General features: G+C 33.9%; 18 protein-coding genes. 4 read left to right on the top strand and 14 right to left on the bottom strand.

Features of this window, described 5'->3' with window-relative positions; genetic code table 11:
• Positions 1-13: 13 nt before the first annotated feature.
• Genes ACNQF8_RS06990 through ACNQF8_RS06965 form a run of 6 tightly spaced genes read right to left on the bottom strand, consistent with a single transcriptional unit; the run spans position 14 to position 5200 of the window.
• Positions 14-298, bottom strand: a complete 285-nt coding sequence (locus ACNQF8_RS06990) for a TIGR03643 family protein (protein WP_315211600.1) — start codon at positions 296-298, stop codon at positions 14-16.
• A gap of 28 nt (positions 299-326) precedes the next feature.
• On the bottom strand, positions 327-1811 hold the full coding sequence (locus ACNQF8_RS06985; RefSeq protein ID WP_417953129.1) for a cryptochrome/deoxyribodipyrimidine photo-lyase family protein: 1485 nt from the start codon (positions 1809-1811) through the stop codon (positions 327-329).
• A gap of 8 nt (positions 1812-1819) precedes the next feature.
• A complete protein-coding gene (locus ACNQF8_RS06980) occupies positions 1820-3124 on the bottom strand; it encodes a DASH family cryptochrome (protein WP_417953128.1) in 1305 nt (434 codons plus the stop codon).
• Positions 3100-3234, bottom strand: coding sequence for a DUF2256 domain-containing protein (locus ACNQF8_RS06975; RefSeq protein WP_082014130.1), 135 nt, complete (start codon positions 3232-3234; stop codon positions 3100-3102). Before ACNQF8_RS06975 ends, ACNQF8_RS06980 begins: the two co-directional genes overlap by 25 nt.
• The gene (locus ACNQF8_RS06970; RefSeq protein ID WP_315211604.1) at positions 3234-4541 is read right to left on the bottom strand and encodes an ABC1 kinase family protein; all 1308 of its coding nucleotides are present in this window, start codon (positions 4539-4541) and stop codon (positions 3234-3236) included. Before ACNQF8_RS06970 ends, ACNQF8_RS06975 begins: the two co-directional genes overlap by 1 nt.
• Positions 4541-5200 carry a TetR family transcriptional regulator C-terminal domain-containing protein gene (locus ACNQF8_RS06965; RefSeq protein ID WP_315211606.1) on the bottom strand — a complete coding sequence of 220 codons (660 nt, stop codon included), beginning with the start codon at positions 5198-5200 and terminating at the stop codon, positions 4541-4543. The genes ACNQF8_RS06970 and ACNQF8_RS06965 overlap by 1 nt, the downstream gene beginning before the upstream one ends.
• A gap of 117 nt (positions 5201-5317) precedes the next feature.
• Between ACNQF8_RS06965 and ACNQF8_RS06960 the strand changes: the two genes are divergently transcribed.
• Positions 5318-6232, top strand: coding sequence for a TIGR01777 family oxidoreductase (locus ACNQF8_RS06960; protein ID WP_417952628.1), 915 nt, complete (start codon positions 5318-5320; stop codon positions 6230-6232).
• A gap of 2 nt (positions 6233-6234) precedes the next feature.
• Here ACNQF8_RS06960 and ACNQF8_RS06955 read toward each other — a convergent pair whose 3' ends face one another.
• From ACNQF8_RS06955 to ACNQF8_RS06935, 5 genes are all read right to left on the bottom strand, one after another.
• Positions 6235-6774 carry a YceI family protein gene (locus tag ACNQF8_RS06955; RefSeq protein WP_417952627.1) on the bottom strand — a complete coding sequence of 180 codons (540 nt, stop codon included), beginning with the start codon at positions 6772-6774 and terminating at the stop codon, positions 6235-6237.
• Positions 6775-6963: 189 nt separating this feature from the next.
• A complete protein-coding gene (locus ACNQF8_RS06950) occupies positions 6964-7509 on the bottom strand; it encodes an acyl-CoA thioesterase (protein WP_315211610.1) in 546 nt (181 codons plus the stop codon).
• The gene (locus ACNQF8_RS06945; protein WP_315211611.1) at positions 7510-7875 is read right to left on the bottom strand and encodes a 6-phosphogluconate dehydrogenase; all 366 of its coding nucleotides are present in this window, start codon (positions 7873-7875) and stop codon (positions 7510-7512) included.
• Positions 7876-7882: 7 nt separating this feature from the next.
• Positions 7883-9253: a DNA recombination protein RmuC gene (locus tag ACNQF8_RS06940; RefSeq protein ID WP_417952626.1), complete on the bottom strand. Its 1371-nt coding sequence runs from the start codon at positions 9251-9253 to the stop codon at positions 7883-7885.
• 264 nt (positions 9254-9517) lie between these two features.
• Complete coding sequence (locus ACNQF8_RS06935) at positions 9518-9883, bottom strand: hypothetical protein (RefSeq protein WP_417952625.1); 366 nt, start codon at positions 9881-9883, stop codon at positions 9518-9520.
• A 170-nt stretch (positions 9884-10053) separates the two neighbouring features.
• Between ACNQF8_RS06935 and ACNQF8_RS06930 the strand changes: the two genes are divergently transcribed.
• From ACNQF8_RS06930 to ACNQF8_RS06920, 3 genes are all read left to right on the top strand, one after another.
• Entirely contained in the window at positions 10054-10629 is a 576-nt protein-coding gene (locus ACNQF8_RS06930) for a pseudouridine synthase (RefSeq protein ID WP_417952624.1), read from the top strand.
• A gap of 34 nt (positions 10630-10663) precedes the next feature.
• Positions 10664-11119, top strand: a complete 456-nt coding sequence (locus ACNQF8_RS06925; RefSeq protein ID WP_417952623.1) for a tRNA (cytidine(34)-2'-O)-methyltransferase — start codon at positions 10664-10666, stop codon at positions 11117-11119.
• A 114-nt stretch (positions 11120-11233) separates the two neighbouring features.
• Entirely contained in the window at positions 11234-12844 is a 1611-nt protein-coding gene (locus ACNQF8_RS06920; RefSeq protein ID WP_417953127.1) for a class I SAM-dependent methyltransferase, read from the top strand.
• A gap of 30 nt (positions 12845-12874) precedes the next feature.
• On the opposite strand, the gene ACNQF8_RS06915 is transcribed toward ACNQF8_RS06920, so the two are convergent.
• The 3 genes from ACNQF8_RS06915 to ACNQF8_RS06905 are packed head-to-tail and all read right to left on the bottom strand — an operon-like array spanning position 12875 to position 15832.
• Positions 12875-13657 carry an ABC transporter ATP-binding protein gene (locus ACNQF8_RS06915; RefSeq protein WP_315211624.1) on the bottom strand — a complete coding sequence of 261 codons (783 nt, stop codon included), beginning with the start codon at positions 13655-13657 and terminating at the stop codon, positions 12875-12877.
• Complete coding sequence (locus ACNQF8_RS06910) at positions 13657-14688, bottom strand: iron chelate uptake ABC transporter family permease subunit (protein WP_417952620.1); 1032 nt, start codon at positions 14686-14688, stop codon at positions 13657-13659. The genes ACNQF8_RS06915 and ACNQF8_RS06910 overlap by 1 nt, the downstream gene beginning before the upstream one ends.
• Before the next feature lies 1 nt (position 14689).
• Positions 14690-15832: an ABC transporter substrate-binding protein gene (locus ACNQF8_RS06905; protein ID WP_417953126.1), complete on the bottom strand. Its 1143-nt coding sequence runs from the start codon at positions 15830-15832 to the stop codon at positions 14690-14692.
• Positions 15833-15883: the final 51 nt, after the last annotated feature.

Raw genomic sequence — 15883 nt, 5'->3', positions numbered from 1 at the left:
TGAACACTAATTTTTATCGTTTGGAAATCTTGTTGTTGTTAATTTGTCTTTGCATCGTACATTTAAAACGGCCTTCTCTAAAATCCCTTAATTTTTCATGCTTGGTTCTGCGTCCTTGCACTCTTTCTCGCCACATTCTAAAACTCGAAGGTTTCATTTCGGTTCGCATGAGGTCGATTACTTCTTGTTCTTTTAATCCAAATTGCATTAAAATCGCATCAAAAGTGGTGCGGTCTTCCCAAGCCATTTCTATGATTCGGTCTTTTTCTAAATCCGTTAGTTCTTTTTTTGTATTCATAAATTATATTTTTATTGCCATTAAAATATTACTCACTATCGCCAATATCTGCCATAGTGTGAAGTTTCAAGATCCGTGAACTTTCCTCTTTTACTAATGGGTTTTTCTTCATTTTCCATAAAAAATCACTGGCGAATTTTCTAGTTCTTTCCATATTTACAATTGGTTTGGGATAATTAATTCCTATTTCGAAATCATTAAACTTCTGGTCTAAATAGGTCATTTTGTATGGCTCATGGACAAATGCCCGTGGTAAATCGCGTAATTCAGGAACCCATTTTTTTATAAATTCACCGTCAGGATCGTGTTCGTAACTGTTCTTTATTGGATTATAGATACGTAACATATTGATTCCGGTTTCACCCGCCTGCATTTGTAACTGCGGAAAATGTATTCCGGGTTCAAAGTCAAGAAACATTTGTGATAAATGCTGCGTCGCTTCTTGCCAAGGTTGCCATAGATTATGGGTGAAAAATGAAACTAACATCGCACGCATTCTAAAATTCAAATAACCAGTTTCATTGAGGCAACGCATGCATGCATCAATCAAGGGAAACCCGGTTTGTCCCGTTTTCCAAGCTTCAATATAATTTTCATTGACTTTCTTTTTCAACGAATGGAAGCCTTTGTTAACACTTTCAAATTCCATTACTTCTTCCATTTCAAATTTTTGAATGAAATGAGCCTGCCACGTCAGTCGGGATACAAATGAATCAATTTGTTTTTGGTTGTTGCATGTCAATCGGAAGGTAGCTGCTTTTTGCAAAACTTGTCTGGAGGATAAATTTCCCCAAGCTATGTATGGAGATAATCTGCTGCAACTTTTTCGAGCTAAAAGCGGTTTTGAAATATGGGAATTATAATTGTGGTATCGTTCATCAAAAAATGTCTGCAAATATTTTCTGGCCATGGTGCTGCCACCTTTTTGGAATACAGCATCAGGAACAGTTTCTAAATTGGTTTTATCCAAAGCTTTTTCGAGTTCCAATATTGCTTCCGTATTTAGAAAATTTTCTGGTTTACCATCAAAAATAAATTGTGGTTGATTCATGTAATCTTCCCATTTAGCAACCCAATTCGTTCTGTTTCGTAAGGCTCTGAAAATTCCGTTATTAGTATTTTCAACCCAATTAATTTGATTGTTTTTACAAAACCGTTTGAAACTTTTATCTCTTTCGTAAGTGATTTTTAATCCCGTTTCCTGATGTGAGTACACAGTTTCAATTTTGTATGTTTCTTCAAGAATATTGAAAACCTGAAGCACCTCTGACGATACAGCTAATACCTGTGTGTTAGATTGTTCCAGTTGTTTATTGATGTCTACAAGTGATTGCTTGATGAAATTCCAATGTCTTGGACTGTAATGCGAATCATTTTCTAAAGATTTTTCGAATACATAAAGCAACAATGTGGGTATGCCGGTTTTTGTTGCGTTAAAAATTGCCTCGTTATCCTGTAAACGAAGATCCCTTTTGAACCAAACTACATTAATATGTTTTTTATTAGTATTCATTTACCTTTTTAAAATAATTGTTGTTGCAACCATAATTTCTGAAATTTTGATTGTCCGTCGTAATTCTCGGCTTGTAACTTAATATTAAATTTTCGATCTCTGGGATCATTACCAACACCAGAAACATACATCCAATTCCCGTAATTGCTGTGTACATCGTAATCAATTAGCATCGCTTCAAAGTAGGCAGCTCCTATGCGCCAGTCTAACAGAAGATTCTTTGCAAAAAATGACGCTACATTTTGTCTACCACGATTGCTCATCCAGCCTGTTTGTTGCAATTCAATCATATTGGCATTTACAAATGGCTCTTGTGTATTACCGTTAATCCAATTATTTATGTCTGATGGATTGGTTTTCCAATCGTATTTTTTGTTTAAAATTCCTCCAATTTTAAAAATCGAATTCCCGTTTTTCATCGAAACATATTTAAAATAATCTCTCCAAATCAGTTCGAAAAGCAACCAATACGTTGATTCATTTTTCACAATTTGTTGTTCGTATTTAACAATTTCCCAATAAATAGTCTTCGCCGAAATAGAACCGTTTGCCAACCAAGGAGAAAATTTCGAACTAAAATCAGTGCCGATTAATCCATTGCGAGTCAATTTATAAACACTTAATTTTTTAGTTTCCCAAAAATAATTTCGCAATCGTTTCATTGCTTCATCTTCACCACCAAGAAAAGGAAAAGCCGTTCTGGAATCCATTTCAAAATCAGTAAAACCTAATGTTTCCATGCTGGGAATTACAGTTTTGTTTGTAATCCAATTGTCTTCGTGCATCGGTTGAACTGTGAATTCAGGTCGGACCATTGTTGATTTTTCACACTGATTTCTGAATTGTGTAAAAACATTTGGAATCGATGAGAAGTCAAACGGAATAGTTTCAGGATGAAATAAGAACTGATTGTAACTGCTTTTGAACGCTACTGAATCCGGAACTTTTAATTTTATGTTTTCTAAAACTTCCATTTCCTCACTTGTCCATTCTTCTTGGAAGTAAACAAAATTGATTTCGTTTTGAGCAACAATTTCCGGAATAGAATCTTCGGGTTTCTGGTAATAAACCAAAAGCTGAATATTCAGTTTTTTCAGATTTTCTTTCAGTGCTGTTACCGTTTCAATTAGGAATTTGGTTCGGAATTTCTCTGTTCTTTTAAAGCCAAATCTTGTTTCCTCAAATTGCCTTGGATCAAAAAAATACACCGCAATTACGGTTTCATTTTCATCAATAGCATTTGTCAACGATTCGTTATCATGCACGCTCAAATCATTTCTAAACCAAACTAACCCTTTTTGTTTCTTTTGCATTTTTCGCTACAATATTTGACTTCGTCCCAAACTTTTTCCCATTTTTTCCGCCAACTAAAAGGTCTGTTGCAAACCAAACACATTTTTGAAGGCAGGTTTTCCTTTTTCACTAGTTGTATTTTTGATATTCATTGACCACAATTGTCGCTTTCAAATCAAACATTAAATTGTATAATCCGAAGAAGGTTCTGTTCATATAAATGAAATGTTTAGAACCTCTGTTGCCATTCATTTTTCTTAGATTAGTATCTTTTGAGAATCGTTCGCCTAATTGTGCGATGCTTTCAAAAAAAGATTCATCAGAGAAGTCGAACGTTTCTGCTTGAAACGGTTTGGTAAACAATGACAGTAAATCATGGAACATTTCGGTGAAATAAGCTATCTCCTCTTTTGAATCATCTTTACGAAGAATTTCTAGTTCAAATAATTTATCGTTGAATATTTTGGTATCATTAATGACTTTTTTGTCAATCAATTCAAAATAAGGGGTGTAAAAATCATTTGGTATTTGTTTCATACAACCAAAATCCAATGCCACCAACTGGTTTTTATCGTTTACCAAGAAATTTCCCGGATGCGGATCCGCATGTACTTTTTTCAGAATATGAATTTGGTACATATAGAAATCCCATAAAGCCTGACCTATTTTGTCCGCGATTTCTTGATTGTCATTTTTATTGGTAAATTCAGAAAGGTGAATTCCTGTCATCCAATCCATCGTGATAATTTTCTCCGAAGAATATTTAGAATAGTAATTTGGGAAAACCAGATTTTCAATTTTTTTACAGGCTTCAACAACTTCTTGGCTTTGTTTTAGTTCCAATAAATAATTGGTTTCCTCAATTAATTTGTCTTCCACTTCCTTGAAATACTTATCCGAATCTTTTCCTTGAAGGTTAAACATTCTGATAGCAATAGGTTTAACCAAAGCTAAATCTGACGAAATACTATTGGCTACGCCAGGATATTGAATTTTTACTGCCAGTTTTTTACCGTCTTTTACAGCAGCGTGAACTTGCCCGATACTTGCGGCGTTAACGGAATTAGCATTGAATTCATCAAAAATTTCATACGGTGTTTTTCCAAAATTTGTCTTGAACGTTTTCAATACTAATGGTGCTGAAAGTGGTGGAACTGAAAATTGTGAAAGCGAAAATTTTTCTACATAAGCCTGTGGTAAAAAGCTTTTGTCCATGCTTAGCATTTGCGCTACTTTCAGCGCGCTTCCTTTCATGCTTTTGAGTCCGTCATAAATATCTTCGGCATTGTCTTCATTGAGTTTATCACGTGTCAAATCAGAATTAACCATTTTTTCACCGTAATACTTTAAATAATTGACGCCAACTTTTGCACCGGTTTGTACCAGTTTTGTAGCCCTTTCAATTTTTGATGTAGGAATATAGTCTATCGTTTTCATTATTTGTTGTATATTTTTTCTTTGAAAATAAATTTCCCAAAGTCTATTAAGCTATCCAGAGGTGCAATATTCATTAATTCAATAGAGGCTTTTACAGACTTCTCAATATAGATGTCTGTTTTTTCAAAAGCAGGAGAGGAGTCATCCAGCCAGAATTTTAAAGTCAATAAAAGTTGAATCCATGATGTTTCTTGGAATGCTTTTTCTTGAAATTTTTGAATTTTTTCTTGTTGCGTTCTAAACTCGTCTGATATTATTTCCAAGAGATAATTTTTAAAGCTGATTCTAAGTTCAGAAAGTTGCATCAGTTTTTTTAACTGATTGTTGTGTTCTTTTAAAACGAGTACAACATAACTTCTGTTAGCGGTTAGAATTTCAAAAAAAGTAAAATAGAAACTTAACATTTTACTTTTCATATCATACATCTCGTATTCCTTATTTTTGTTAAGTAATTCTAACGTTTTTTCTAGGAAAATTTTAAATATTTCTTTCTCGATACTTTCTATTGTTCCAAAAAAGGAATAGAATTCCGCTTCTGTAAAATCATTCATTTTTGCAAAATGATATACTGATTTAGGTTTTTCACTATGATCGAGTACATAATTCATGTACAATGAAACGATTTTGTCCTTTGTTAATATTGTTTTTTTAGTAGCCATTTTTAGTGTATTTCAAATTAAAGTATAAAGGTATGAAATGTTTAACTATATATTAATAAAGTTAAACAAAATTTAATATAATTTTATATCATTATAAATCATTAGCTTTACACTATCATGAAAAAAAATGTTTTAATAAGCGGAGGTTCGGGATTTATCGGTAGCCATTTGACAGGTTTATTGATTGCGAAAGGGTATTCAGTATCTATCCTGAGTAGAAGTGAAAAACAAAATAAAGGAGATGTTTTTTATTACAAATGGGATGTTGCAAATCAGACTATAGACGAAAATGCAGTTTTGAATGCAGATTATATAATTCACTTAGCTGGTGAAAACATTGCAGAGAAAAGATGGACAGCAAAACGCAAAGCTGCGATTATCGATAGTCGGGAGAAATCAACTCAATTATTGTATTCTGTTTTAAAAAAGCACAATAAAAAACTAGACGCTTTTATTTCGGCTTCGGCTATAGGGATTTATGGTGCTGTAAATGGCGAAGAGATTTGTTCAGAAAACACACCTTATGCAAATGATTTCCTAGGTTATACGTGTCAGAAATGGGAAGATGCTTTGGATTTTATTGAAAACTTAAACATTCGCACTGTAAAAATCCGAACTGGATTAGTCTTAGGGAAAAATGATGGTTTTTTGAAAAAACTTATTCCGTTATTTAAGTTTCGATTGGGTTCTGCATTGGGTTCCGGAAAGCAATACATGCCATGGATTCATGTAGATGATTTGTGCAACATTTATCTGCAAGCGGTTTCAAATCCCAATATGGAAGGACCTTATAACGCTGCCATTAGTGATAATACGACCAATATGATTTTTTCTAAAACGTTGGCTCGTATTTTTGGATATTCTATTTGGTTGCCCAATGTTCCTGGTTTTGTGTTAAAATTTGTTATGGGCGAAATGGCCGTAATTGTTTTGACTGGTAGAAGAGTATCTTCTGATAAAATTGAAGAGACTGGTTTTCAATTTAAATTTAAAAATCTTGAAGGGGCATTAAAGGATTGTTTAACAAAATAGATTTATTGTAAGACACAAATCAGTTGCGTGTTTATGGTTTTAGATATTTTGCTACGAACTATAAAAGGAATTTCAATCATAAAATCATCCGTGTTTAAAGGAAATTCAGAGTTAAGTTCAATTCGTTTATCCACTTTTTTTAACGAGCCGCTGATGCCTATTTTTTTAGTTCTGCCATGAATGGTAATTTTTCCGTTGATTTGATATTCTTTAGCGACTGAATTTAGGTTTTTTAAATCAAATTTTTCAATTCTGCCTTTAAAAACGGCTCTTGGAAAGCGGTTGCTTTCCATATAGTTGTCATTAAAATGTTCTTCCATCAAGCTCCTTTGAAATTTAAAATCTTTGATGTTCATCCAACAAGCAATCTGTCCTGTTTGAGTTATCAAAATACAGGTTGTTTTTTCATTACTTGCTTTTACTTCTTCAAATAAAGGAATTGAAGCCTCAAAATGTATGATTGCTTCATTGGTCACCATTTTATCTTGAGCAATAGATTTAATTGCAATAATGAGTAGTAGTATTAGAGTAATTTTTTTCATAGTGGGTTATGAATTAAATTACTTAAAGTTACGAAATTTACGGGAGAAATAAAAGTATCGAACGGTTGAAAAAAGAACTGAATCAGTTAATTTTTTTCGATTTTTTAATCAGAAACTAAAGTGTAATTCTGAATGCAATATTCGTGGAAAAGTATTTTTTAAAAAAGGGTTAGTTATCGATTAGCTTGATTATATTTCTAACTTTATGTTGTATTTTTTTAAGCTTTCTAATGATTCTTCAGAGGTGTAATCAAATTTTTCTTCGTGTAGGTCTTTTTCCTTTTTTAAGGCTATTTGTTTGATGCAATTACAAAAGCGACGGACTTCATTCATACTTGATAAAATTAATCCGGGAACAAGCATGCTGTTGCCTTCTTTGTCTTTAGCGACCATCGTAAAATAAGAAGAATTACAATGTTTGATTTTTCCCGTTTGAATGTTCTCGGCTTCTACACGAATGCCTATAATCATGGAACTATTACCTACGTAATTCACGCAGGCTTTCATTGTTACCAGTTCGCCCACTTCGATTGGTTTAAGGAAATTTACCGTATCTACTGATGCGGTTACACAATAATTCCCTGAAAATTTTGAGGCACAGGCAAACGCAATTTGATCTAAAAGGGATAAAATATAACCACCATGAATCTTACCGCTAAAATTAGTGTGTGACGGCAACATCAACTCTGAAATTCTAATATTTGAGGATGCAACGGTTTTAAAAGTACGGTTCATTTATTTTATTTTAAAAGGAGAATTTACTTTTTTGACTTCTGTTATAAAATAGCGCGTATCACCCCACCAAGGAAATGTTCTGTAACGTTCTACATAATTAACCTGTACATATTGTCCTTCGTATTCTTGTAAATCAGCAATTACTTTTTCCTCACTGTCCATCACCGAAAAAGAGAAAATTTGCGCTCCAGATATTCCTTGACTTATTTCACCTTCCCATGTTTTGAATGCAACTCCTTTGCGACTTACTTTTATTAATTCGCCTGAACGCATCCCTTCGCTATATGTGGCACTGTATAAAAAAGCAAAATAACCTGCCACAGATACTACAAGTATTACGGTAATTACCATTAAAAATTTTCTCATTTTTTGTTTAGTTTAAAAGTTGATTTTCGTCTTTTTCTGCTCGATTTAATATGCTTTCCGGAAGTGCTTTCTTGGCTTTGGCTCCCATTTTTTTCAATTTTTCTACACTCACAATAAGGTTTCCTTTTCCCTCTACGAGTTTGTTCATTGCACCGCTATACTCTGTTTTGCTTTCGTCTATCTTCTTTCCAATTTTGATTAAATCACCCACAAAACCTTCAAACTTATCATACAAAGCACCGGCTTGTCGTGCAATTTCAAGCGCGTTTTCCTGTTGCTTTTGGTTGGTCCACATGCTGTCAATCGTTCGCAAAGTCGCTAATAAAGTCGCAGGCGTAACAATAACAATGTTTTTCTCGAATGCTTTGTTGTACAAACTAGTATCCTCATTTAGCGCCATGGCAAAAGCAGGCTCAATAGGAATAAACAGCAATACAAAATCAGGACTTTCTATTTGATATAAATCTTGGTAGTTTTTATTGCCTAATTGTTCTACGTGACGTTTGATGGAATTAACGTGTTCTTTTAAAAATCCAATTTTTATATCGTCATCTTCCTCATTGATGTATTTTTCATAAGCGGTCAAAGAAACTTTAGAATCGACAATCATCTTTTTGCCATCAGGCAGATTAATGACAACGTCAGGGAAAACGCGATTTCCATCTTCAGTAGTGAACGCTTGTTGCACTTCGTATTCACGGCCTTTTTCTAATCCTGATTTTTCAAGAACGCGTTCTAAAACTAATTCGCCCCAATTTCCCTGCATCTTGCTGTCGCCTTTCAAAGCTTTCGTCAGGTTTAAGGTTTCCTTGCTCATCTGGATATTCATTTCTCGCAATCCTAGAATTTGTTGGCGTAAAGCTGCATGATAATCAATACTTTCTTTGTGGGTGTCTTCGACTTTCTTTTCGAACAAATGAATTTTATCCTGTAAAGGCGTCAAGATATTTTTCATGTTCTCCTTGTTCTGTTCCGTAAATTTATTGGATTTTTCTTCTAATATTTTATTGGCGAGATTTTCAAATTCTTTAGTAAATTTTTCTTGCAGTTTCTCGACTTCTTCCTTTTGTTCTTTGTTACGTTCCCAAAGATTCTCAAAATCAACTTCTTTCTTAGAAAGCTGAATGGCTAAACTGTCTTTTTCACTTCGAATGTTTTCTTTTTCAACATTGACGTTTTCTAATTGTTTTTCAAAAGTTGTTTTGTCAACAATAATCTGCTCTTTTAGTTGATTAAATTGGGAAGAAAATGCAATTAGTTTTTCTTCTAAACTAATTTTTTCCGCTTGGAATCGAGCAGAGAAAATGAGTTTGCCAATGAAAATACCAATAGCGAGAGCAACGATGAAAATCAATAAAAACGGAAGCATATTTGACATAGAATTTTTTTTGTAAGGTTGTAAAAATAAACAAAAGTTTTTTGGTTTCCTTTCGGAAAGCAAAATAGTAACGGAAGTTTTTAAAGTTTTAAAACTTGAAGAAATAATATTTTTAATGCCTTCCTTTTTTAGAATTAAAGTATTTTTCCTTTAGAAATTTTTCCATTTGAAATAAGGTAGTTAGGGAGTAATAATTTATTACTGAAAATAAAAAAGGCCAATACAAAATGGTTTTCATATTGGCCTTTTAAATAGATGGAATTCTTATTCATCCAGTTTAATATTTCCTCTGTCTTCCTTATTGTCAGGATGCTCATTAGGATAACGGTTAGGAATGATATCCGAGTTATGATCTTTATTTTCTACCATTTTTTTTGCTTGTTCTTCAGAAACATTTGCGGTATCAGAACTTAAATTTATGGGAGTGCTATCCTCATTTTGTTCTAGAGTTCCATCAATATTACGTGCTCTTTGAACAATTTTTTGATTTCCATGTGCATCAGTTTCTACTTCTGATTTTAAATGTGATACATCAGGATTTGTATTTTGGGCTAGATTCTGACCGCTAAATCCTTCGTTTATATTTTGTTTATTATTTGTTTTTTTTGAACCTAAATCGTTGCTTTCCATAATCTTTAATTTAAAGCTAATACTGCTAGCTTCTATAATATTACATCTTTTAAATTAAAAAATTCAATCATTTAACATAGCTTTTGGTTTACACCAATAAATGTATGGCGACACTATTTTAAATCCTGCGAAAACAAAACTATCTTTGTATGCACAACTAATACACTAAAATGTCTCATTCTCATTTCATCATTCATAAGCCTTACGGCTATTTGAGCCAGTTTATTTACGAATTAAAAAGAAAAAAGAAACTGCTGGGCGAATTGCACGATTTCCCCAAAGGAACAATGGCAATAGGTCGTCTTGACGAAGATTCAGAGGGATTGTTGTTATTGACTACGGATGGAATGATGAGCGAAATCATTCGAAGCAAAAAAGTAGACAAGGAATATTATGTCCAAGTCGATGGGATTATCCATCAGGAAGCGATTGATGAATTACAGAAAGGAGTAGAAATTGGTTTTAATGGAACCAAGTATATTACAAAGCCCTGCAAAGCTTCTTTAATACATGAAATTCCTGCTTTTGGAGCAAGAGGAAAAAAGATACGTGATGAACGTCACGGTCCTACTTCTTGGGCTTCGATAACCGTGAATGAAGGGAAGTTTCGCCAAGTCCGAAAAATGACTGCCGCTGTTGGTTTTCCTACGTTACGCTTGGTTCGTGTTCGAATAGGAAACGTGCATCTCAATAATTTACAGGCTGGAGAAGTTTTAGAAGTTGAAGATTTTCAAATAACCGAATAAACAAATAACCGATTAACCAATTAACCAATAAGAAATGTTAAACATCGTTTTAGTAGAACCTGAAATCCCAAATAATACCGGAAATATTGGCCGATTGTGCGTAGGTACCGAAAGCCGTTTGCACTTAATCCATCCTTTTGGATTTGTCATTAATGATAAAAACCTGAAACGTTCCGGTTTGGATTATTGGGTTCATCTTGATGTTACTGAATATCAAAATGTAGCGGAATGGAAAGCACAAATTCCTGATTTATCCCGAGTTTTCCTGATGAGTTCCCATGCCAAAAATTCCTATCTAGAGAATGATTTTCAGGATGGTGACTGGTTAGTTTTTGGGAAAGAAAGTAAAGGTTTGAGTGAAGCTGTTTTAAACGAATTTTCCAATCATCTGACAATTCCTATGTCACCGCTTATTAGAAGTTTTAATATTGCAAATTCTGTGGCGTTTGTCATTGGCGAAGCAAAAAGGCAAATAGCTGGTAAATTGTAAATTACGAATTTATAATTGTAAAAAGCAAGGTGGTTTTTTTGGTTGAAAATTCATATATTTGAGTAGATCATTCTGGATTGAATTGTGTTTTTTCTCCTTTAAAACGTACTTTTTATGATTGATAAAATTACTCTTAGAAGCACCATTTTTAAACATTTGGATGGTTTGGTTACCGCACCTGTAGCGTATGTTTTGCATGAAAAAGGAGTGCTGTCCTATATTCTTAACAAAAAAGAAGTCACACTTACAGAACTCACGGAACATTTTAAAGCTAACGAAGGCTATCTGAATGTGGGTTTGCGAAATTTATGTTCACAGGGATTTCTGGATTATCATATCAACAACGCCACAAATGCAATTAAATTTAGCATCAATGACAAAAGTAAAATCGCTTTTTCGATGTTTCATTTATACGAAGATGTGATAGATTTACTGCATTTTTCGATGCAATTTCACCCGAGATTATTTGAAGAGGCTCCTTTTGAAAGGTTACGCGTTATTTTCGAAAAATACAAAAGCAATTACGGCATTTCTTTTTCGAATGATCCGTTGACAAATACTATTCAGCGTCAAATTTTGATGCATATTGAAGGATGTTTAGTTGGGCCAACATTAGTTCGCTTGGGCATGAGTGGTATGTTTCATAAATATTTTATGGAGATTTCCTTCCGTCCCGAGGAATTTCATAAATCCCCCGAAAATTTTAAAATCATACTGGATTTCTTTGTTCATTTGGGTTGGTTTACGCAAAAAAAAGGCAATTATCAATTTACCGAAACTGGTTTGTTTTTTGCCAAAAGAGCCACGGCTTTCGGAGTGACGGTTTCCTATTTACCTACCTTCAGTAAAATGGATGATTTGCTTTTTGGTGATCCAAATGTATTGCGAGATATAGCAGAAGGAGGAGAGGAAATTCATGTTGACCGAGAAATGAATGTTTGGGGTAGCGGAGGCGCGCATGATACTTATTTTAAAATAGTAGATGAAATTATTATCAAATTATTCAATTTACCAATAGAAGATCAACCGAAAGGAATTCTTGATATGGGTTGTGGCAATGGTGCATTTATAGAACATATTTATACTGTAATCGAGAGACAAACCCTTCGCGGAAAAATGCTGGATGATTATCCTTTATTCCTTGTTGGTGCTGATTATAATCAAGCAGCGTTGAAAGTAACCCGAGCCAATTTAATTAAAGCCGATATTTGGGCCAAAGTAATTTGGGGAGATATTGGAAGGCCTGATGTTCTTGCCGATGACTTATTGGAAAATTATAACATTGATTTGAAAGATTTACTGAATGTAAGAACCTTCTTGGATCATAACCGAATTTGGGAAATACCAAAACAGATTACCAAAGACAGAGTAAGTCATTCTACAGGAGCATTTGTGCATAGGGGAGAGCGTATCAGTAATAGCTTAGTTGAAGATAATCTATTGGAACATTTGAATAAATGGTCGCCTTATGTTCGGAAATTTGGATTGTTAATGATTGAATTGCATACCATTGCTCCAAGTTTGACTGCTGCTAATTTAGGTAAAACCGCTGCTACAGCTTATGATGCTACGCATGGTTTTTCAGATCAATACATCGTTGAAATTCCCGTTTTACACAAAATCGCTGCTGAAGCGGGATTGTATCCGGATACTAATTTTTTCAGGAGATTTCCGGACTCAAATCTTGCAACAGTGAGTATAAATTTATTGAAAGGGAATGGTTAGTACGATTTTGGACTGAATAAAATGTTGAAACTAAACAATCATGAATTTTCCTTTTTCAGCGTCAAAAACAATATGCTCGTCTTTAAACAAGGTATTGAAACTTCCTTTTGAAATAAAATTACAAGGCTCGTCTTGAAGCACTGTTTCTGGAGTCATAATAATCATTTCGTCACTCAATTGTATCGCCATATCAATATCATGAGTAGAAAATAAAATGCATTTTCCGGTTTCATGAGTAAGCTTTTTCAAAAGTTTGAATAAGGCTACTTTATGCAATAAATCCAAATGGGTCGTAGGTTCATCCAAAATTATTAATGGAGTATCCTGTGCCAAAGCTCGTGCAATCAATACTTTTTGTAATTGTCCGTCACTAATTTCATAGTGTTTTTTTGTGGCTAAATGACTGATTTGAGTCAGCACCATAGCTTCATTCACTTTAACAATATCAATGTCAGATAAAGTTCCCATCCAGTTGGTATAAGGCTGTCTTCCTAAAGCAATGAGTTCAAAAACGGTTAAATTGCTTGGAGGTAATTTTTCGGTTAAAACAATACTTAGGTTTTGGGCTAAATCCAAAGGTTCGTAATCAGTGATTTTCTTTTCATTCAAGAAAACGGCACCTGAAAGCGGTTTCTGGATTCCTGTTATTGTTTTTAAAAGTGTTGATTTTCCAATGCCATTGGCACCAATTAAAGCAATCAGTTTTCCTTTTTTTAAGGAAATAGAAATATCCGAAGCCACTACGATTTTCTCTTTTTTATGGGAATAACCGATGCTGATTTGAGACGCTTGTAAGATAATTTTGTTTTCCATTAGGCAATCATTTTTCGTTTTCTAACCAATAACCAAATTACGACCGGAGCGCCAATTATCGAAGTCACAGCATTGATTGGCAAAGTGATTTCTAATCCGGGTAATTCTGAAAGTACATCACAAATAAGCATAATCGAAGGTCCTAAAAGTAACGTACTCCAATACAAAACCGAATGATTACTGGTTTGAAATACTAATTTCGCTATATGAGGAACCGCTAGTCCTATAAAGGCAATTGGACCTGCATACGCCGTAATACTTCCTGCTAAAATGCTTGTTGCAAAAATGATAATTAATCGTGTTTTCTTGAAATTCAAACCTAAACTGCGAGCGTAATTTTCACCCAATAATAAGGCGTTTAGCGGTTTGATGCTAAACAGACTTAATAACAAACCAATCCCGACACAAACGGTTAGAATTAATATGGATGACCACGATAAGTTGCCTAAATTGCCCATGGACCAAAAGGTGAATTTTTGTAATTGTTCAGCCGAACTAAAATAGGTAAGAACGCCTACTATGGCGCTAGTAAAACTTCCAAACATTAACCCAACAATTAGGATTGCCATGGTATCACGTAGCTTTTGGGAAACCATTAAAACGGCAAGTAATACAAGAGAACTTCCTATAGTTGAGGCTAAGACCACTCCATAAGAAGATAATAAAAGTGTACTTAAAAATGGGGGAAGTAAGCCCGCTCCTAATAATACAAAAGCGACACCTAAACTGGCACCGGAACTCAGTCCTAAAACATAAGGTCCTGCTAATGGATTTCGAAATAAAGTTTGCATCAGCAAACCACTTATGGATAATCCCATTCCAACAAGAATTGCTGTAATAGCTTTGGGTAAACGGTAATTGATGATGATATATTCCCAAGTAGATTTACTCGCTTGACCACCCGTTAAACTTGTATAAATATCTTTAAAAGGAATCGTGATAGAACCAAAACTAATGTTTACAAAAAACAATAGAACAAGCCCCAAAGTAAGCAAGAAAAATAGAATCGTATTTCGTTTTTGATTCGCCAATTTAGTTTAGTTTTTGTGCAAAAGTAAAAGTATAATTTTGAAGCAGTTCAGGATGGAAGATTTTAATATAATCTTTCAATACTAAATCCGGTCGGCTTGCTGCTAATTCATAATAAATGGTTCCTCCTGTAGCCCCTAATTTACTTTCAAAAGTATACACATTTTTAGATTTTGAAGCGTCAAACTGACTGTAATGTGGATTACTGTTTTCGAATTCAGCACTGTTTTTGAATGAACCTGTTGCAATCCAATATTTTGCTGTTTTTGCTTTCTCTAATATTTTTTCAAAAGGCATGCTAAGACTTCCTGTTCCTGCAACATTTGACCACAAATAATTCGCTTTGGCATCTTTCATAAACTGCGCTACCCAGCTATTTCCTCTTGCTACATACCATTGGTCTTGATACATAGCTCCGTATAAAACGGTCGCTGTTGGTTTTTTGTTGGCAACTAATTCTATAGCGTCATTATAATTTTTAACAATACCATCAAAAAGTGTTTTGGCCTCTTTTTCTTTTCCAAATAAAGCGCCGTAAAGCTTAATCCATTCTGCTTTGCCAAGTGGAGTTTGTTCCATCCAGTCCGCTTGTATGAGTACATTAAGACCGCTTTTTTGTAAATTATCAATCATCGGATTGTTGTTGTCAATGCCAAAGGTTACGATTAAGTTAGGCTCCAACTCAATGAGTTGCTCCATATTTAATTTTTCGTTTTGTCCTGTGTTTTTAACAGTGCCGGCATCAATTAGTTTCCTGGTTTTTTCAGAAGAAATGTAATCGGTGTGAGGAAAACCAACCAGTGATTTTTCAACTCCCAACATTTCTAAAAAAGGGATAATAGTCGTTGAGGTAACGACAATTGATTTTAAAGGAACTGAAATTATGGTGTATTTTTGTAGGCTATCTGGAATGCTGCCGTTTTTTTCTTTTAATATATATGTGAAGTTTTTATTGGCTTCAGGCCAAGGATTAGAAACCGACACTACTGAATATCCTTCATACTTATTAATAGAAAGTCCCGAGGCATATTCGATTGCATTTTCAGTATTGGAACTTTCTTTTACGTTAAGGTTTTCGCTTTTTTTGCATCCAACTAAAGTTAAAAAAGACAAAATAAAAAGGATTAATCTAATGGAGAACTTCATGATTTAATTTTTCGATAGCAACAAAGGTATACCAAATTTATAAAATTTCTT

Source organism: Flavobacterium labens (assembly GCF_048286755.1).
Lineage (GTDB): Bacteria > Bacteroidota > Bacteroidia > Flavobacteriales > Flavobacteriaceae > Flavobacterium.
Note: the sequence above shows the minus strand (reverse complement) of the source record. Positions and strands in the feature narration are given on the sequence as shown.